The following is an 18,584-nucleotide window of genomic DNA, read 5'->3' as shown; positions in this document are numbered from 1 at the left end:
GCGGCCATCATGCCCCACACGTGTGCGAACGGACCCTGCGGGCTTTCGCGGCGGACTGGTTCCGGCCGCTCGTCCCAGCCACCCCGGCCGGGAACCGTCGCGCTCAGGGCTCTCGCCAGCTCCGGAGAATCGCGTCGAACTGCTGCCGGGCCGTGTCCCAGTCGTCCTCCGGGGACGACATGTAGATCACGTACTCGACGCCGTCACGGCTCATATAGCTCTGTGAGATGGCCCGGCGCGGACCGGCGGTGGTGTCGTTCGCACCCGCGATCCAGCTGAACTCCCACAGGGCGCCCGGCCGGTCACGGAAGCTGTTCGAATCCAGCTGAAGCCGCTTGTACTGGGGCAGCTTCTTCCGCAGGTTCTTCTCCAGGTCCTGCTGGTGCGTGTAGGGGCTCTCCCACGTCGAGTTGCGGTCCGTGGCGATGCGCACGAAGTGGCGGCCGTGGTCGGGCGTGTAGTCGATCTGGCTGCCGTCGGCCTCGCGCTCCCAGCCCTTGGGCAGCATCAGGCTGAAGCCCTCCGCGTCCTTCACCCGGTGCCAGCCCTTGGGGATGCCGCCGACGGTCTTGTCCGGCTCTCCGCCACTGGCCTGCTGCGTACCGCCGTTGTGGTCCGCGTAGTACAGGTAGCCCGCGGTGCCGCCGCCGAGCAGCACGACCGCCATGACGGCCGCGACGATGGCGGCCCTCCTGCGGGACGTGCGGGGGTGGGACGCGGGCTGGTGGGCGGGGACTCCGTGGACGACGGTGCCGGAGGGGTGGGGGTGCGGGCCTGGGGCGGGGGTGGCGCCGGATGAGGGGGTGTCGCTGCCGTAGCCGGGATGGCCGCCACCCCTGCCGTACGAGCCGCCGCTGCCGGTTCCGTATGGGTAGGGGCCGCTGCCTCCGCGGGGGCCGCTGCTTCCATGGGGGCCGCCGCTTCCGTGGGGGCCGCTGCTTCCGTGGGGGCCGCCGCTTCCGTGGGGGCCGCCGTGGGCGTTTCCGCTGCCGTACGTGCTGCCGCTGCCGCCGCCGTAGCCGTAGCCCGTTCCGCTGCCGCTGGTGTTCCCGCCCCCGTCGACGACCGTGCCGCGTTCCGAAGGGTGCTGGGTCGGCGGCTGCTGGGACGTGGCATGGGTCTGCGTGGGCACGTACGCCTGTTCGGCGCTCGGGCGCCGGCCCTCCGCCGCCTCGGCCAGCATCAACTCGGCGACCTCCGCGGTCGGCCGGCTCTCCGGGTCCTTGCGCAGGAGGGCGCTGATGACGGGACCGAGCGCTCCCGCGTACCGGGCGGGCTCCGGCTCCTCGGTGACCACGGCCTGCATGGTGCCCAGCGGGGAGGTGCGCCGGAACGGGGAGTTCCCCTCGACCGCCGTGTAGAGCGTCGCGCCGAGCGCCCACAGGTCGGACGCGGGCCCGGGGTTGGCGCCGCTGACCCGCTCGGGCGCCAGATAGTCGACGGAGCCGACGACCTCGCCGGTCCGGGTGATCGTCGTGTCCCCCTCGATCGCGGCGATCCCGAAGTCGGTCAGCAGGATCCGCCGGTCGTCCGCCAGCAGGACGTTTCCAGGCTTCACGTCGCGGTGCAGGACCCCGGCCGCGTGCGCGGCGCGCAGGGCCTTCAGGGTCCACAGACCGATGCGGGCGGCCTCGAAGGGCTCGATGCGGCCCTGGTCCTTGACGGCGTCGGCGAGCGAGCGGCCCTCGACCAGCTCCATCACGATCCAGGGCCGGTCGTCGTACTCCAGGACGTCGTGGACGGTGACGACCGCGGGGTGGTTGATCCGGGCGGCGGCCCGCGCCTCCGCGTGCGTACGGGCGAAGAGGATCGCGCGGTCGGCCTCCTGCGCGAACTGCGCGGCCGTCAGCTCCTTGACGGCGACGGTCCGGTGCAGCACCTCGTCCTGCGCGCGCCACACCCGACCCATGCCACCGCGGCCGATGGACTCTCCGAGCCGGTAGCGGCCCGCGAGGAGCAGGCCCTGCATCTGATTCACGTTCCCCCGCATTGGTTCTGACATGGCCCAGGTTAGGGAGCGCCCGGCGCACGCGAAACCTCCGGGGGTACTCGGAGACCTCACTGTGACGCGTGACGCAACGGCACCGGGCCGGTCCCGCGGTCGAGGAACACCGCGAAACAACGGTCATGGTCTGTCAGGAGCATTCAACACCCGTCAATTCCTGCTCCCGAGGAGGAACATGATGACGGATGAGCAAGGAGTGACGGCCCGTGAACTCGGGGCGATCCTCAATCGGTGACCTGATACGTCGACGACGCCTGCTCATAGAGCCGGTCCACCTTGTCCCGCTCACCCTCCGGCCCGCGGACCTGCACGACGTGGTACTTCCCGCCGACGATCATCGCGAGATTGCGTACGAAGATCTCACCGCCGCCCGCGGCCTGCCAGGTGAACTGCCCCTCACCCATGACCCGTCCGCCCACGTCGATCCGACGCATCCCGGAGGACTCCGCCCAGGTCGAGTCGCGGAACGGCTGGAGCTCGCGCTCGTGCTCGCGCTGGTACTTCATGGGGTCGCCGCCGTACTCCTCGGTGCTGTCCCGGCCCGGCACGACGATCAGCTCGAAGTCGCCCTGCGTGTAGACGACCTGGCCCCGGCCGTTCTTGGGCTGACGGTCCCAGCCACTGGCAACGGCGACCCGGAACCCCTCGGCGTCCTTGCGGACGGTGAAGCCCTGCGGCACCTCGGGATTGCTGGTCTGCGGCTTCTGCGAGTCGGGCTTGTCCGGCTTCTCGCTGGGCTTGTCGGACGTGCCGTCCTCACTGGGCCGGGCGCTCGAACTGCTGCCCGGGTCGGGCGCCTGGCTGGTCCCGGGGTCCCCCGCGGAGCCCGCGCGCTCACTGCCGCTGTTCTCCCCCGCCTTGGGCAGGAAGACCATGGCGTACGCGATCGCCGCGACGAGCCCGACCAGGATGAGGATGAGCAGGAGGCGCCCCAGGGAACGCGGCCGCCCCGACCCGGTCCGCCCGGGCACCGGCATCGGGGCCGTCCGCTCCGACATCGGCGGGGCTTCCGACCGCCTCGACATGGCCTCGGCGGCCGGCGGCCTGGCGTCCCGCCCTCGCTTGTGTTTGTGCTTGCGGCGTCCGTTCTGCCGGGAGTTCGCGGCGGGGGTGGCGGCGGGCGCGGCGGCGCGGCGCTTCTTGCGCCGTACGACCTCACCGCGACGGCGGACGACGGGCAGCCGCTTGGCGTCGAACGGCGGCGCGGGCACGATGTTCACGCCCGCTTCCGGCTCGGGCGCCGAGCGCACCAAGGAGCGCAGCCAGCCACTCAGTTCCTCGATGTCCAGGCGCTCGGTGGGGTCCTGGCGCAGCAGCGACTCGACCACGGGCCGGAGCGGACCGCACTCTTCCGCGAAGGCGGGCGGCTCGGCGCACACCAACTGGACGAGCTCGAACGTGCTTTCCTCCGGGTAGGGCGCGTGGCCCTGCACGGCCCGGAACAACAGCGCGCCCAGGGCCCAGAGGTCCGTGGCGGGGCCGATGGGCGGGGCGAGCTGCCAGTTCTCGTGCACGGGCCCGGCCTGCTCGGGCGCCCAGCGCTCGGTCACGCCGCCGACCACGGTCATCCGCGCATGCCGGGCCCGCTCCGCGGCCAGCGCGGTGGCGGGCCCCCGCCGGGTCCCGCTCCGCTCGGCGACGAGGGCGTCCCAGTAGCTGTGCCCGGAGGACGCGGGAGCGGGTGCCGCTTCCTGCCGCTCACGGTCGAGTTGGGCACCGGGAGCACCGGGGGCGCCTTGGCCGCTTCGGCCGCCTGTGGGGCCGGGGGCACCCAGGCTCGGAGCTGAGCGGTTCTGGCCGGCTTGGCCCGGGATCTGGTGGCGGGACGCGGGGGCGCCGGTGGAATCACCTGCGTGACCGGCCGCCGAGCCGGGCCCGCCGTGGTTCGACAGGGCGGGCCCACGGCCGTAGGCGGTCCCCACGGACCCATGCCCGGCACCCTGCCCCACACGCCCGGACTCGCCACCCGCCGCGTCAAGGCCGGGCCCACGCCCGGTCCCGCCGCCGTGGCCCGGGCCGCGCCTGGACCCACCGTCGTAGCCCGGACCGCGCTCGGTTTCACCGCCATAGCCGGGAGCATGCCCGGACCCACCGTCGTAGCCAGGACCACGCCCGGACCCACCGCCGTAGCCGGGGCCGGGCTCGGACCCACCGCCGTAGCCAGACCCGGCACCTTGCCCGCCGTGCCCGGACTCGAAGCTCTGCCCGGCGTTCCGGGACTCGAAGCTCTGCCCTGCACTCCCGGACCCGAAGCTCTGCCCGCCGTACCCGCTCTCGCCACGGTCGGGCGTGCCCTCTTCGGGGCGCCGGGTGTCGCCCTGTTCGGGGTCCGTGCCCCTGCCCCTCGGTACGGCGCCGTGCCACGGCTTCGTGCCCGCGACGCCGTACGGGTCCAGGATCCGCCCGGCGGCCTCCGCCTCGCCTCCGCCGTCCCGCTCCGCGCCATACCCGCGCTGGCCTGCCTCGCCGTACCCCTCGCGCCCCTCGGCCCCCGCCGGAGCACCGCCCTCGCCGTACCCCAGGCTCTGCCCGAACGACCCGCCGGTCCTCGGTCCCGGCAGCTCAGCGCCCCGCGACGCCGGCCCCCGGCGCCCCTCGTCCTCGCTCAGCCTCGCCGCGGCCCGCGCCCCCGCGCGATACGCGGCTATGGCGCTGGTGCGCGGCGCCCGCGTCCCGTCTCCCGGTTCCGGCACCGGGGCGGCCTCTATTGCTGCGGGCCCACCGCTACCGTCATCGCCACCAGCACCGGGGGGCTCCTCGTACTCCCCGTGCTCCCCGTGCTGCTCGGCGTCAGGCTCGTCGGGTTCGTCGGCGCCATCGCCGGTGTCCGAGCCTGCGCCGCCCCCGCTCTCGAACCCCGCGAGGAACTCCTCCGGCCGCGGGTCGTACCCGCACAGCGCCTCTTCCGCCGCGCCCGCCGCGAGGCCGGTGAGGACCACCCGGCCGTCGTCGCAGAGCAGGACCGTGCGAGCGGTGATGTTCCGGTGGACCCAGCCGTGCGCGTGCAGCACCCGCAGCGCCGTCACGACGTCCGAGGCGACCTCCGCCGCCCGGTACGGACTCAGCGGCTCTTCCGCGAGCAGCGCGGCCAGCGGCCTCGCCGCCACCAACTCGCTCACTATCCACAGCGAGCCGCCCTCGGCGAAGACGTCGAAGACCTGGTCCAGCCGCGGGTGGTCGGGAATCTGTGCGGCGGCCTGCGCCGCCTCGATCGCGCGCCGCACCGCCGGATCAGACGGCCGCCGTGTCGTACGCGCCGACGGCCTCCGCACCGCCCCCGCGCTCACGAACCCGGCCGGAAGCTCCCCTTCCGGCAGATCGCGCTCATCGAGTTCGAGTACTTCCGCGTCGACGACCTCGGGCAACGGAACCTGCCTGACCAGGACTTCCTGCCCGCTGTAGGTGTCAAAGGCCCGGGTCTCCGCGAGTTCGTACTCGTCCGCGGGAGGCAACGGCAGGCGATAGCGGTCGGCGAGTACCCGCCCCGCGTATTCGTCCACGACGCCTCCCCCGTCCGCACGGTGGTCAATTCCGTTCGCCTTACGCCCTGTTGTGGCTGCGTACGGTCCTCAAGCACTCACGATACGTGCCGGAGGCAAACCGCATTGAGGGGATGCCAGATCTCGCGGGCCCGGTCCTGCTCCCCGGCGCTACTTCTTCGGCGTGAAGGACTTCGTGAACGCCTGCCACGTGGCCTTGCGCTCGGCGCTGTCCCACTGGTCCGCCTTGGCCGTGTACATCAAGGCGTAGCCCTGGTGGTCGTTGACGACGAAGCCGCGGTCTATCGAGCGGTACTTCGTGCCGCCGTCGACGTACGTGAACTCCCAGTCGGCGGTGTTCCAGCCGCGGTAGTCGGCCTTCTCTATCCGGATCCGCTTGTACTGCGACCGGACCATGTACGACTCCTGCTTCTTCCAGTCGCCCACGGGGTCCGACTTGGGCGTGGAGGTCCAGCCGACCAGCAGCTTCTGCCCGTCGGGCCCGGAGAAACGCGCGCCGGCGGCAGCCGTGGTCTGGAACTTCCAGCCCTTGGGCAGCCCGACGGAGAACCCTTGGGAGTGCTTGTACGTCGACGCGACGCCGTCTTCCGGCTTCTTGCCGGAGTCGTCGTCACCTTTGCCGTCGCTCCCGCTCGGGTCGTCCTCGCCCTCGCCGGGGCTCGCTCCCTCGCTGGGCTTGGTGTCGTCCTTGCCCTTGTCGTCCTTGGCGCCGTCGTCCTGCCCGGTGCCCTTGTCCTGGTCCTCGTCCTTCTTGCCGCCGCCCGCGGTGGCCCCGCTGGAGGCGTTCTTGTCGCCGCCGTTCTTGTTGTCCTTCGCACCGCTCTCGTCCCCGCCGCTCAGCGCGAACGCGAGCACCGTTCCCAGCACGGCGATGGCGAGGGCCACCGAGAAGATCACAAGCGTGCGCCGCGGCACCACGTCGGTGAGCGAAGCCTTGGGCGGCGCGGGCGGCGGCGTGGCCGAAACCGGCCGCGTACGCGCGTCCCCGGACCCGGCGCGAGCACCCGAGCCCGTACCAGCACCGGCACCGGCACCGGCACCGGAAGCAACCCCAGGCCCCGAAGCGGAAGCCGCAGTACCGACAGCGGCAGAGCCGGCCGCTCCTCCCGCCACCCCGGCACGCGAAGGCTTCTCCGCCACCGCCCCGGAAGCAGAGCCGGCCCCCGCACCCGAACCGGAAGGCGTCGACGCGGACGAAGCAGTGGAACCGGAAGCAGCCGCCCCGGTCCCCGCACCCCGGGCCGTAGCCGCAGCCGCGGCCTTGCGCACCGACCGGAGCGCGCCCTTCAACCGCTCGGCGGCGTCCTCGCCCTTACGGCCGGAGTCCACGGAGGACGCAGCGGCCCCCGAAGCCCCGGAAGACCCACCCGAGCCCGCCGACCCCAAGGACCCCGCGGAACCCGTCGAACCAGCGGCACCCGCGGCACCGCCACCGGCCGCGCCCGCCCCAGCGGCACCCGCCCCAGCCGCACCCGCACGGCCGGAGTTGCCCCTGCCCTTGCCGAACCGCTTTCCCGAACCGGACGTCGGCGGCAGCGGAGGCAGCGGCACGACCTTCGTCGCGTCCACCGGCTCCGGCTCGGCCTTGGTCTCCGGCGCGTGGATCACGTCGAGCAGGAGCGCACGCGCCCCCGCGTCGTCGAGCCGCTGCTCGGGGTCCTTGGCGAGCAGGCCGTAGATGACCTTCTCCAACGGCCCCGCGTTCACCGGCTGTTCGACGTCCTCGGTCATGACCGCGGTGAGGGTCGCGATCGCCGACCCCTTGTCGTACGGAGGGACGCCCTCGACGGCCGCGTACAGCAAGCCGCCGAGCGACCACAGGTCGGCCGCGGGGCCGGGCTTGTGCCCGCGCGCCCGCTCCGGCGAGATGTACGAAGGGGCGCCCACGAGCATGCCGGTGGACGTGATCGACGGGTCGCCCTCGACCTGCGCGATGCCGAAGTCCGTGAGGACGACCCGGCCGTCCTCGGCGATCAGCACGTTGGACGGCTTCACGTCACGGTGCAGGATTCCCTCGCGGTGCGCCGACCGCAGCACGTCGAGCACCGCGAGCCCGACCTCGGCCGCGCGCCTCGGCGTGAGCAGCCCGTCCTCGCGGATGGCCTCGGCGAGGGACTTGCCCTCGACCAGCTCCATCACGATCCACGGCCGGTCGTCCTCGTCGACCACGTCGTACACGGTCACCGCGCTGGTGTTGCGGATCCGTGCGATCGCCTTGGCCTCACGCAACGTACGCGTGATGAGCCGTCGCTTCTCTTCCTCGTCGATGCTCGACGGGAAGCGCAGTTCCTTCACCGCGACCGTACGACCGAGTGTCTCGTCCTTGGCGCGCCAGACGGTTCCCATACCGCCGCGGCCGAGCACTTCTCCCAGCCGGTAGCGCCCGGAGAGGAGACGTTCGCTCTTGTCCTGACGGGACTGGCCCGTCTTCTCCGCGTCCGACATGCGTCCCCTCTGCTGCTACCGCTGCGACCCGCGCAACCCGCCCTGACAGAGCCTCCATTGTCCCTCACTCAGGGACTGGTCCACGCCCAGGGTCCAACGTCCCTCATGATGGCCTCCGCGCGAGGAGGGACCGCCCTGCCCGATACGGGACACTGCTGGCCATACCCCTCGCGGTGACCCTCATCGGCCTGACGTCCGCCAGGGGCCACCGACTGTGAAACCGGCCACGGACGCCACTCTTCCGTTGCTCGTCGGCCGAGGCAAGGCCCCCGCCGCCGCTCTGTCGGCGCGCGAAGCCCCCTGGTCAACGCGCGAGTCACCGGCCCCGGCGGCTCAACCGCGCCGCCGGAAGCCCCATTGGCCCCTCCGGCGCCTCACCCACGCCGCCCGGCCACTCGTCGGCCACACCACCCCCGCCCGGACAAAAACCTCAACACCCGACACCGGCCCCCCATCTGACACCCCGCCGGGGCTAGAGCGGCACGATGTCCGGCGCGCCCAGCCGTGCCGCGTCGGCCGTCAGGTCGTCCGGCTGCCGCTGCGACTCCCGCTCCGCCTCCACCCGCTTCTCGTAGTGCTGGACCTCCCGCTCCACCTGGTCCTTGTCCCAGCCGAGGACCGACGCCATCAGCTCCGCGCACAGCCGCGCGCTGCGCGTGCCCCGGTCGAACGTCTCGATGGAGATGCGCGTGCGCCGGGTCAGCACGTCGTCCAGGTGCCGGGCCCCTTCGTGCGACGCGGCGTAGACGATCTCGGCGCGCAGGTAGTCGTCCGCGGCGGGCAGCGGCTCGCCCAGGGTCGGATCGGCCGTGATGAGGGCGAGGACCTCTTCGGCCAGCGAGCCGAACCGGTTCAACAGGTGTTCGACGCGCACCACATGGAGTCCGGTGCGGGCCGCGATCCTGGCGCGGGCGTTCCACAGGGCTTTGTACCCCTCGGCGCCGACCAGTGGGATGTCCTCGGTGACGCAGTCGGCGACCCGCTGGTCGAGGCCGTGCACCGCCTCGTCCACGGCGTCCTTCGCCATCACGCGGTACGTCGTGTACTTCCCGCCCGCGATGACCACGAGGCCCGGCGCCGGGTGGGCCACCGTGTGCTCGCGCGACAGCTTGCTCGTGGCGTCCGACTCGCCGGCCAGGAGCGGCCTGAGGCCTGCGTACACCCCCTGGACGTCGTCCCGGGAGAGGGGGACCGCGAGGACCGAGTTCACGTGCTCCAGGAGGTAGTCGATGTCGGCGCTGGAGGCCGCCGGGTGCGCCTTGTCCAGGTCCCAGTCGGTGTCGGTCGTGCCCACGATCCAGTGCCGGCCCCACGGGATGACGAAGAGGACGCTCTTCTCCGTGCGCAGGATCAGCCCGCTCGTGGAGTTGATCCGGTCCTTCGGTACGACCAGATGGATGCCCTTGGACGCCCTGACGTGGAACTGCCCGCGCTCGCCGACCATGGCCTGCGTGTCGTCTGTCCACACGCCGGTGGCGTTGACCACTTGCTTGGCCCGGACCTCGTACTCCCCGCCGCCTTCGACGTCCTGCACGCGGGCGCCGACGACGCGTTCGCCCTCGCGCAGGAAGCCGGTCACCCGCGCGCGGTTGGCGACCTTGGCGCCGTACGCGGCGGCCGTGCGGACGAGGGTGGCCACGTAACGCGCGTCGTCCATCTGCGCGTCGTAGTACTGCATCGCCCCCACCAGGGCGTCCTTCTTCAGGCACGGGGCAACGCGCAGGGCGTGACGGCGGGTCAGGTGGCGGTGCATGGGCAGGCCGCGGCCGTGTCCGCGGGACATGGACATGGCGTCGTACAACGCGACGCCCGATCCGGCGTAGATCCGCTCCCAGCCCTTGTGCTGCAAGGGGTACAGGAACGGCACCGGCTTCACGAGGTGCGGGGCGATCCGCTCCAGGAGCAGGCCGCGCTCCTTCAGCGCCTCGCGCACGAGCGCGAAGTCGAGCATCTCCAGATAGCGCAGTCCGCCGTGGATCAGCTTGCTCGACCGGCTCGACGTGCCCGACGCCCAGTCCCGTGCCTCGACCAGGCCGGTGGACAGACCGCGGGTCACGGCGTCCAGTGCGGTGCCCGCACCGACCACTCCCGCGCCCACGACCAGGACATCCAGCTCCCGCTCGGCCATTCCCGCAAGTGACTCGGCACGCTCCGCCGGTCCCAAGGTCGCTGTCCTCACCGCTGCCTCCCGTTAGCTGTCGGGTGTGGTCGCGCTCACATCATGCCCAGATTCTGGTCAGGTCCGCTGAGTCCGGCCGCCGCCTGTGGACAACTCGGGCCACCACTCCGCGGCCAACACTCCGACGCCCGGCACAGCGCAATGCCGCATAACGGTCATATTTACTCCTAGTCTGACATTGCGCTGGTCCACCTTGTCCACAGGGCTTGCGCGCTCGTCCCGCTCCGGCTATTGGGAGGACGGCCCACCGCCATGCCCGCAGATCTCGCCGTCATCGGTCTCGGCCACCTCGGCCTGCCCCTCGCCCAGGCCGCCGTCTCCGGCGGCATCGCCACCATCGGCTACGACCCCGTCCGCGCCGTCGACCTGGCAAGCGGCCGCCTGCCCTGCGACGGCGCCGAGGGCAACCTCACCGCCGCCGACGTACGCCGGATGCTCTCGGGGGGTTTCCGGCCGACCACCGATCCGGTGGAGCTCGGCAGGGTCCGCACCGCGGTCATCTGCGCTCCCACCCCTCCGGCGGCCGACCGCAGCCTCGACCTGAGCCAGGTGGCCGAAGCCGCCCGCGCCCTGGCCGCGCGTCTGCGCCCGCACACCACGGTGATCCTCGAATCACCCGCCTACCCCGGAACCACGGAGGAATTCCTGCGCCCCATCCTCGAAGAGGGCTCAGGCCTGCGCGCCGGCCGCGACTTCCACCTCGCGCACTCCCCCGGCCGCCTCGACCCGGGCAACCGCACCCACGGCTACGCGGGCACCCCCAAGGTCATCGGCGGCCTCACCCCGGCCTGCACCGAGTCGGCCGCCGCCTTCTACGGCCGGCTCACCGACAAGGTCGTCCGCGCGCGTGGCCCGCGCGAGGCCGAGACGGTGCACCTCCTGGAGACCAACTACCGGCACGTGAACATGGCCCTGGTCAACGAGATGGCCGTGCTCTGCCACGACCTGAGCATCGACCTGTGGGACGTCATCCGCTGCGCCGAGACCAAGCCCTTCGGCTTCCAGGCCTTCCGCCCCGGGCCCGGCGTCGGCGGCCACGGAGTCCCCCTGGACATCCCGGGCCCCGGCCGCGGCACCCACCCCCTGCGCATGGTCGAACTGGCCCAGCAGGTCAACGACCGCATGCCCCGGTACGTGATCCAGCGCTCGGCGACCCTGCTGAACGAGCACGGCAAGTCCGCCCGCGGCGCCCGCGTCCTGCTCCTCGGCGTCACCTACAAGCCCGACCTCGCCGACCAGCAGGGCTCCCCCGCCCAGGAGATCGCGACCCGCCTGATGGAGATGGGCGCGGCCGTCAGCTACCACGACCCCTACGTGCCCAGCTGGAGCGTGCTCGGCCACCCCGTGCCCCGCGCGGACTCCCTCTACGAGGCCGCGGCCGACGCCGACCTCACGATCCTGCTCCAGCACCACCGCACGTACGACCTGCAAGGTCTCGCCGTGAAGGCCCAGCTGCTGCTCGACACCCGGGGCGCCACCCCGGCGGGCGCCGCCCACCGGCTCTAGGCGGCGGCACGCGCGCGTGCCCGCCTCCGCACACGCGTGGGGCCCGGACGCATCAGCGTCCGGGCCCCACGTCGTCTCCTGCGCGCCGCGAGCGTCAGCGGCTGTGCTGCGAGTCCGCGACCGTCACCTCGACGCGCTGGAACTCCTTGAGCTCGCTGTAGCCCGTCGTCGCCATCGCGCGGCGCAGCGCCCCGAAGAAGTTCATCGAACCGTCCGGGATGTGCGAGGGACCGCTGAGGATCTCCTCCGTCGTGCCGACCACGCCGAGGTCGACGCGCTTGCCGCGCGGCACGTCCTCGTGCACGGCCTCCATGCCCCAGTGGTGGCCCTTGCCGGGCGCGTCCGTGGCGCGCGCCAGCGGGGAGCCGATCATCACCGAGTCGGCGCCGCACGCGATGGCCTTGGGCAGGTCGCCGGACCAGCCCACACCGCCGTCGGCGATGACGTGGACGTACCGGCCGCCGGACTCGTCCATGTAGTCGCGGCGGGCCGCGGCGACGTCCGCGACGGCCGTGGCCATCGGCACCTGGATGCCCAGGACGTTGCGCGTGGTGTGCGCGGCGCCGCCGCCGAAGCCGACGAGGACACCGGCCGCGCCGGTCCGCATCAGGTGCAGCGCGGCGGTGTACGTGGCGCAGCCGCCGACGATCACCGGCACGTCGAGCTCGTAGATGAACTGCTTGAGGTTGAGCGGCTCGGCGGCACCGGAGACGTGCTCGGCCGAGACGGTGGTCCCGCGGATGACGAAGATGTCGACACCGGCGTCCACGACGGCCTTGGAGAACTCGGCGGTGCGCTGCGGGGAGAGCGCGGCGGCGGTGACCACGCCCGAGTCGCGCACCTCCTTGATGCGCTGCCCGATCAGGTCGGCCTGGATCGGCGCGGAGTAGATCTCCTGGAGGCGGCGGGTGGCGTTGTCGGTGTCCAGCTCCGCGATCTCGTCGAGCAGCGGCTGCGGGTCCTCGTACCGCGTCCAGAGGCCTTCGAGGTTCAGGACGCCGAGTCCGCCGAGCTCGCCGATGCGGATCGCGGTCTGCGGCGAGACGACCGAGTCCATCGGCGCGGCCAGGAAGGGCAGCTCGAAGCGGTAGGCGTCGATCTGCCAGGCGATCGAGACCTCCTTCGGGTCGCGGGTACGACGGCTCGGCACGACGGCGATGTCGTCGAAGGCGTACGCCCGGCGGCCGCGCTTGCCGCGCCCGATCTCGATCTCAGTCACGTGGGTGGCCCTTCAGCTTTCTTCGGTACTTCGCACTTCTTCGGCACTTCGGCACTCGGTCTGCCGCTCCAGTATCCCCGACGCGCACAAAGGGGGCGGCCCGGGGAATCCGGACCGCCCCTCCACGCGCGCGTGGAGCGCCGTCAGCGCTTGTTCGTGTAGTTCGGCGCCTCGACCGTCATCTGGATGTCGTGCGGGTGGCTCTCCTTGAGGCCCGCCGAGGTGATCCGGACGAAACGGCCGTTGCGCTGGAGCTCCGGAACGGTCTGGCCGCCGACGTAGAACATCGACTGGCGCAGACCGCCGACCAGCTGGTGCACGACCGAGGAGAGCGGGCCGCGGTAGGGCACCTGGCCCTCGATGCCCTCGGGGACCAGCTTCTCGTCGGAGGCCACGCCCTCCTGGAAGTACCGGTCCTTGGAGAAGGACTTGCGGTCGCCGCGGGTCTGCATCGCGCCCAGCGAACCCATGCCGCGGTACGACTTGAACTGCTTGCCGTTGATGAACATCAGCTCGCCCGGGGACTCCTCGCAGCCGGCGAGGAGCGAGCCCAGCATGACCGTGTCCGCGCCGGCGACGAGCGCCTTGGCGATGTCGCCGGAGTACTGGAGGCCGCCGTCGCCGATGACCGGGACACCGGCCGCCTTGGCGGCGAGCGACGCCTCGTAGATGGCCGTGACCTGCGGGACGCCGATGCCGGCGACGACACGCGTCGTACAGATGGAGCCGGGGCCCACGCCGACCTTGATGCCGTCGACACCGGCGTCGATGAGGGACTGGGCGCCGTCCCGCGTGGCGATGTTGCCGCCGATGACGTCCACGCCCGAGGCGTTGGACTTGATCTTGGCGACCATGTCGCCGACCAGGCGCGAGTGGCCGTGCGCGGTGTCGACGACGATGAAGTCGACGCCGGCCTCGATCAGGGCCTGGGCGCGCTCGAAGGCGTCGCCCGCGACACCGACGGCCGCGCCCACCAGGAGGCGGCCTTCCTTGTCCTTGGCGGCGCCGGGGTACTTCTCGGCCTTGACGAAGTCCTTGACCGTGATGAGGCCCTTGAGGATCCCGGCGTCGTCGACGAGCGGAAGCTTCTCGATCTTGTGGCGGCGCAGCAGCTCCATGGCGTCGACGCCGGAGATGCCGACCTTGCCGGTGACGAGCGGCATCGGCGTCATGACCTCGCGCACCTGGCGCGTGCGGTCCGACTCGAAGGCCATGTCGCGGTTGGTGACGATGCCGAGCAGCTTGCCCGCGGGGTCGGTGACCGGGACGCCGCTGATGCGGAACTTGGCGCAGATCGCGTCGGCCTCGGAGAGGGTCGCGTCCGGATGCACCGTGATCGGGTCGGTGACCATGCCGGACTCGGAGCGCTTCACGAGGTCGACCTGGTTGGCCTGGTCCGCGATGGAGAGGTTGCGGTGGAGCACGCCGACGCCGCCTTGGCGCGCCATGGCGATCGCCATGCGGGACTCGGTGACCTTGTCCATCGCCGCGGAGAGCAGCGGGACGTTCACGCGTACGTTCTTCGAGATGAGCGAGGAGGTGTCGATCTGGTCCGGCGCCATGTCCGACGCGCCGGGCAGCAGCAGCACGTCGTCGTAGGTCAGCCCGAGCGTCGCGAATTTCTCGGGCACCCCAGTCGAAGAACCGCCGTTTGCAGTCATGACACCTTCCCCAAATGGCCTTGATCGGTGCGGATGTCCATGCTAACGGGAACGAAGGGTGTCTCATTCCACGATCAAGATCATCGACCAGGTTTGTACGTTCATACGTCACGAACGGACAGGGAAGGCGATCACCGAGAGGCAGTTGATCGTTACTGCTCGGCCAGGGCCCGCAGCCGGCTCAGCGCGCGATGCTGCGCGACCCGCACGGCACCCGGCGACATGCCCAGCATCTGCCCGGTCTCCTCGGCCGTGAGCCCGACGGCGATCCGCAGGAGCAGCAGCTCGCGCTGGTTCTCGGGGAGGTTCGCCATGAGCTTCTTGGCCCATTCGGCGTCGCTGCTCAGGAGCGCGCGCTCCTCGGGGCCGAGGGAGTCGTCGGGCCGCTCGGGCATCTCGTCCGACGGCACCGCCGTGGACCCGGGATGGCGCATCGCGGCCCGCTGGAGATCGGCGACCTTGTGCGCCGCGATCGCGAAGACGAACGCCTCGAAGGGGCGGCCCGTGTCCTTGTAGCGAGGCAGGGCGAGGAGGACCGCGACGCACACTTCCTGCGCCAGGTCCTCCACGAAGTGCCGCGCGTCCCCGGGCAGTCGGGAGAGTCGGGTGCGGCAGTACCGCAGGGCCAGGGGGTGCACGTGCGCGAGCAGGTCGTGCGTCGCCTGCTCGTCGCCCTCGACCGCGCGAAGGACGAGGGCACCGATCACCGTCGTCTTGTCATCGCGCATCGGTCCATGGTGCCTTGGCGCCGATTGATCCGTGGCACCACGTCCGTAGTTGTGCACCGAAGCGTTATGAGCAGGTGCGCCGGAACTCATCTGGTGCGCCCTCCCCTCCCGCTCGACCGACCTGTCCCCGAGGAACTCCACACCTCAAGGATGCGGCATCGGCGGCGAAGCAACGGCAACCGCTCCCGCGAGAGGGAGCGACGGGCGTCCGTCACCCCGCCCACCACTCGGCGGGCGGGGATCGCCGTGCCCGCACGGCGGCACACCTATCGGACCAGGCCCCAGCGGAAACCGAGCGCCACGGCGTGCGCGCGGTCCGAGGCGCCGAGCTTCTTGAACAACCGCCTGGCGTGGGTCTTGACCGTGTCCTCGGAGAGAAAAAGCTCACGTCCGATCTCGGCGTTCGACCGGCCGTGGCTCATGCCCTCCAGCACCTGGATCTCCCGGGCGGTGAGGGTGGGCGCCGCGCCCATCTCGGCCGAGCGCAGTCTGCGCGGAGCCAGTCGCCACGTCGGGTCGGCGAGCGCCTGGGTGACGGTCGCGCGCAGCTCGGCGCGCGAGGCGTCCTTGTGCAGATAGCCGCGGGCCCCCGCGGCGACCGCGAGTGCGACGCCGTCCAGGTCCTCGGCCACGGTGAGCATGATGATGCGCGCACCGGGGTCGGCGGACAACAGCCGCCGGACCGTCTCCACGCCGCCCAGACCGGGCATGCGTACGTCCATCAGAATCAGGTCCGAGCGGTCGGCGCCCCAGCGGCGCAGGACTTCCTCGCCGTTGGCCGCCGTCGTCACGCGCTCGACGCCGGGCACGGTCGCGACCGCGCGGCGGAGCGCCTCTCGGGCAAGCGGGGAGTCGTCGCAGACGAGGACGGATGTCATGACTGTCCTCCGCGGCTCTCACAGCTGCTGCGCGTCACCTTGAGCCTCCAGGCTGGTACATATTCGTCACCTGTGCGGTTGACGCTCTCGGACATCTGCCCGAGCGCTTGTTCTTTCAACCGCCTCGCACTCTCAACGACGGTCACCCGAAAGAGTTACGGGGCGGTCAGCCTCCTTCGGCACTCTACGTGAGGGCGCGGACACAGAGCAGACAGCGCAAGAGACCCTCAACCTTTCATCACAACCCATGCCCCATTTAGCCCCTTTCCCTTCCTTTTGCTGGTATCTGTGGCTAGATTTTCCAATGAGTCATATTTTCATCTCCTTAGACAGTAGATGTACGGTCGTGGGCACCGTATCCGCGCAGAACGGCTACCAGGAGACAAGCAATGGCAGATTTCTCCCGCCTTCCCGGACCGAACGCAGATCTCTGGGACTGGCAGCTCCTCGCGGCCTGCCGCGGGGTCGACAGCTCGCTCTTCTTCCACCCCGAGGGCGAGCGGGGCGCGGCACGCAGCGCGCGTGAGAACTCCGCCAAGGAGGTCTGCATGAGGTGCCCGGTACGTGCGGAGTGCGCCGCTCACGCCCTCGCCGTACGGGAGCCGTACGGCGTGTGGGGCGGCCTCACCGAGGACGAACGCGAGGAGCTCATGGGCCGTGCGCGCAACCGCCTCGTCACGACGAGCGCACCCGCGGCGTCGGCCGCGGCGGGAGCATCGGGCGGCGGCATGATCACGCACACCTGACGCCTTTGTGCAGGAACGTTTCTTCGAGGGCGCTCAGCGCCGGGCGGCCCGCGCGAGGTGGTCCAGCGTGGCGGCCACCGCGGGCACCTGCGCCAGATCCGGCAGGGTGAGCGCGACGATCTCGCGCTGGACGGCGGGCTCCACCGTCACTGTGCGTGCACCTTTGGGGCGTACGGATTCGATGGCCAGTTCGGGGAGCACCGCGACCCCCAGGCCCGCGCCGACCAGACCGATCACCGCCGGATAGTCGTCGGTCGCGAAATCGATGCGGGGCACGAACCCCGCCCCTTGGCAGACCTCGACCAGCTGCCTGCGACAGCGCGGACAGCCCGCGATCCACGGCTCGTCGGCCAGCTCCCCGATGGCGACCGACTCCGCCGCGGCGAGCCGGTGCCCCTCGGGCACGAGACCGACGAGCCGGTCGGCGAGCAGGGGGCGCACGACCAGGTCGTCCCACTCCTCGGCGGCGGAAGCTCCCTCGTAGCGAAAGGCGAGCGCGACGTCGCAGTCGCCCTCGCGCAGCATCTCGACCGAACGCGGCGGTTCGGCGTCCACCAGCGAGACCCGGGTGCCGGGGTGCGCGGCACGCAGGGCGGCCAGCGCGCTCGGCACCAGCGTCGAGCTGCCGCTGGGGAAGGAGACGAGGCGGACGCGGCCGGCCCGCAGGCCCGCGATCGCGGCGACCTCCTCCTCGGCGGCGGTCAGCCCGGCCAAAATCCCGGCGGCGTGCCGGACCAGAGCCTCGCCCGCCTGGGTGAGGCGCATCTCGCGGCCGGTGCGGATCAGCAGGGTCGTGCCCGCGGAGGCTTCGAGGGCCTTCATCTGCTGGCTCACGGCGGGCTGGGTGCAGCCGAGCTCGCGCGCGGCGGCGGAGAAGGAGCCGGTGGCGGCGACCGCACGCAGGACACGGAGATGACGGGCCTCGATCATGGATCAAGCATAAGCGACGCTTGGATCAAACGCCCAATAATGCGTCGACGCTTTGAGGGAGTTCGCCTAGCCTGCCGCCATGAAGCTTCTTTCCGTGAATCTGGGCCGGTTCAAAGCCGTGGACTACACCGACGCACCCTCGGGCGGCACCGGCATCGACAAGCAGCCCGCCGAAGGGGCCGTACGGGTGGCGGTGCCCGGCCCCAAGGGCGTCGGCGGGAGCGGCCTCGCCGGGGACGAGGTGTGCGACACGCGGCACCACGGCGGCGACGAGCAGGCGGTGTACGCCTACGCGCGCGAGGACCTCGACGCCTGGGAGGAACTGCTCGGCCGCGCGCTGCCCCACGGCTCCTTCGGCGAGAACCTCACGACGTCCGGCCTCGACGTGAGCGGCGCGAAGATCGGCGAGCGCTGGCGCGTCGGCCCCGACCTGCTCCTCGAAGTGACCTCGGGCCGCATCCCCTGCCAGACGTTCCAGGGCCACCTCGGCGAGACGAAGTGGGTCAGGCGCTTCACGCAGCGGGGCCTGCCCGGCGCTTATCTGCGGGTGCTCGAACCGGGCGAGATCCGCGGCGGCGACCCGATCGACGTCGTGCACCGGCCGGAGCACGACATCACCGTCGCCCTCCAGTTCAGGGCGGTGATGACGGACAAGCACCTGCTGCCGGGTCTGCTCGCCGCCGGGGACGCGCTGCACTCCGAGTTGACCGAGAAGGCCCGGGCGTACGCGCTCAAGCACGGGGCGCGCACGCCGTAACCGGCCCTGCGCCGTGGTGACTTGAAGGGT

12 protein-coding genes are annotated in these 18,584 nt (G+C 71.7%); 3 read left to right on the top strand and 9 right to left on the bottom strand.

Annotated features, from left to right (window positions below):
* Positions 1–103 precede the first annotated feature (103 nt).
* The 4 genes from QBL25_RS25030 to QBL25_RS25015 all read right to left on the bottom strand — a co-directional run bounded on the left by QBL25_RS25030 (position 104) and on the right by QBL25_RS25015 (position 10,129).
* Positions 104–1,969, bottom strand: a complete 1,866-nt coding sequence (locus QBL25_RS25030) for a serine/threonine-protein kinase (RefSeq protein WP_409062765.1) — start codon at positions 1,967–1,969, stop codon at positions 104–106.
* A 260-nt stretch (positions 1,970–2,229) separates the two neighbouring features.
* Positions 2,230–5,505 (bottom strand): protein kinase, encoded by a 3,276-nt coding sequence (locus QBL25_RS25025; protein WP_409059210.1) that lies wholly within the window; start codon positions 5,503–5,505, stop codon positions 2,230–2,232.
* 150 nt (positions 5,506–5,655) lie between these two features.
* Positions 5,656–7,950 carry a serine/threonine-protein kinase gene (locus tag QBL25_RS25020; RefSeq protein ID WP_409059209.1) on the bottom strand — a complete coding sequence of 765 codons (2,295 nt, stop codon included), beginning with the start codon at positions 7,948–7,950 and terminating at the stop codon, positions 5,656–5,658.
* 472 nt (positions 7,951–8,422) lie between these two features.
* Positions 8,423–10,129 (bottom strand): glycerol-3-phosphate dehydrogenase/oxidase, encoded by a 1,707-nt coding sequence (locus QBL25_RS25015; protein WP_409059208.1) that lies wholly within the window; start codon positions 10,127–10,129, stop codon positions 8,423–8,425.
* 252 nt (positions 10,130–10,381) lie between these two features.
* Between QBL25_RS25015 and QBL25_RS25010 the strand changes: the two genes are divergently transcribed.
* On the top strand, positions 10,382–11,635 hold the full coding sequence (locus tag QBL25_RS25010) for a nucleotide sugar dehydrogenase (RefSeq protein WP_409059207.1): 1,254 nt from the start codon (positions 10,382–10,384) through the stop codon (positions 11,633–11,635).
* Positions 11,636–11,729: 94 nt separating this feature from the next.
* On the opposite strand, the gene QBL25_RS25005 is transcribed toward QBL25_RS25010, so the two are convergent.
* From QBL25_RS25005 to QBL25_RS24990, 4 genes are all read right to left on the bottom strand, one after another.
* Entirely contained in the window at positions 11,730–12,854 is a 1,125-nt protein-coding gene (locus QBL25_RS25005) for a GuaB3 family IMP dehydrogenase-related protein (RefSeq protein WP_409059206.1), read from the bottom strand.
* A gap of 143 nt (positions 12,855–12,997) precedes the next feature.
* Positions 12,998–14,515 (bottom strand): IMP dehydrogenase, encoded by a 1,518-nt coding sequence (guaB, locus tag QBL25_RS25000; RefSeq protein ID WP_409059205.1) that lies wholly within the window; start codon positions 14,513–14,515, stop codon positions 12,998–13,000.
* A gap of 152 nt (positions 14,516–14,667) precedes the next feature.
* The gene (locus QBL25_RS24995; RefSeq protein ID WP_055549856.1) at positions 14,668–15,243 is read right to left on the bottom strand and encodes a sigma-70 family RNA polymerase sigma factor; all 576 of its coding nucleotides are present in this window, start codon (positions 15,241–15,243) and stop codon (positions 14,668–14,670) included.
* A gap of 266 nt (positions 15,244–15,509) precedes the next feature.
* Positions 15,510–16,121: a response regulator transcription factor gene (locus QBL25_RS24990; RefSeq protein WP_003948568.1), complete on the bottom strand. Its 612-nt coding sequence runs from the start codon at positions 16,119–16,121 to the stop codon at positions 15,510–15,512.
* A gap of 389 nt (positions 16,122–16,510) precedes the next feature.
* On the opposite strand from QBL25_RS24990, the gene QBL25_RS24985 reads away from it, so the two are divergent.
* Positions 16,511–16,867, top strand: coding sequence for a WhiB family transcriptional regulator (locus QBL25_RS24985; protein ID WP_409059204.1), 357 nt, complete (start codon positions 16,511–16,513; stop codon positions 16,865–16,867).
* Between the two features lie 33 nt (positions 16,868–16,900).
* Here the strand turns inward: QBL25_RS24985 and QBL25_RS24980 are convergent, their stop codons facing one another.
* Positions 16,901–17,797 (bottom strand): LysR family transcriptional regulator, encoded by an 897-nt coding sequence (locus QBL25_RS24980; RefSeq protein WP_409059203.1) that lies wholly within the window; start codon positions 17,795–17,797, stop codon positions 16,901–16,903.
* Between the two features lie 79 nt (positions 17,798–17,876).
* On the opposite strand from QBL25_RS24980, the gene QBL25_RS24975 reads away from it, so the two are divergent.
* Positions 17,877–18,554, top strand: coding sequence for an MOSC domain-containing protein (locus tag QBL25_RS24975; RefSeq protein WP_409059202.1), 678 nt, complete (start codon positions 17,877–17,879; stop codon positions 18,552–18,554).
* The last annotated feature ends 30 nt before the right edge of the window (positions 18,555–18,584 follow it).

It is taken from the genome of Streptomyces sp. SYP-A7185, from assembly GCF_046103685.1.
Taxonomy (GTDB): Bacteria; Actinomycetota; Actinomycetes; order Streptomycetales; family Streptomycetaceae; genus Streptomyces.
This window is presented reverse-complemented; position numbering and strand designations above follow the sequence as displayed.

Bases quoted from the DNA above. Each gene is read 5' to 3' on its own strand.
- QBL25_RS25020 (WP_409059209.1), bottom strand. From the start codon at position 7,950: ATGTCGGACGCGGAGAAGACGGGCCAGTCCCGTCAGGACAAGAGCGAA.
- QBL25_RS25030 (WP_409062765.1), bottom strand. From the start codon at position 1,969: ATGCAGGGCCTGCTCCTCGCGGGCCGCTACCGGCTCGGAGAGTCCATC.
- QBL25_RS24980 (WP_409059203.1), bottom strand. From the start codon at position 17,797: ATGATCGAGGCCCGTCATCTCCGTGTCCTGCGTGCGGTCGCCGCCACC.
- QBL25_RS24985 (WP_409059204.1), top strand. From the start codon at position 16,511: ATGGCAGATTTCTCCCGCCTTCCCGGACCGAACGCAGATCTCTGGGAC.
- QBL25_RS24995 (WP_055549856.1), bottom strand. From the start codon at position 15,243: ATGCGCGATGACAAGACGACGGTGATCGGTGCCCTCGTCCTTCGCGCG.
- guaB (WP_409059205.1), bottom strand. From the start codon at position 14,515: ATGACTGCAAACGGCGGTTCTTCGACTGGGGTGCCCGAGAAATTCGCG.
- QBL25_RS24990 (WP_003948568.1), bottom strand. From the start codon at position 16,121: ATGACATCCGTCCTCGTCTGCGACGACTCCCCGCTTGCCCGAGAGGCG.
- QBL25_RS24975 (WP_409059202.1), top strand. From the start codon at position 17,877: ATGAAGCTTCTTTCCGTGAATCTGGGCCGGTTCAAAGCCGTGGACTAC.
- QBL25_RS25010 (WP_409059207.1), top strand. From the start codon at position 10,382: ATGCCCGCAGATCTCGCCGTCATCGGTCTCGGCCACCTCGGCCTGCCC.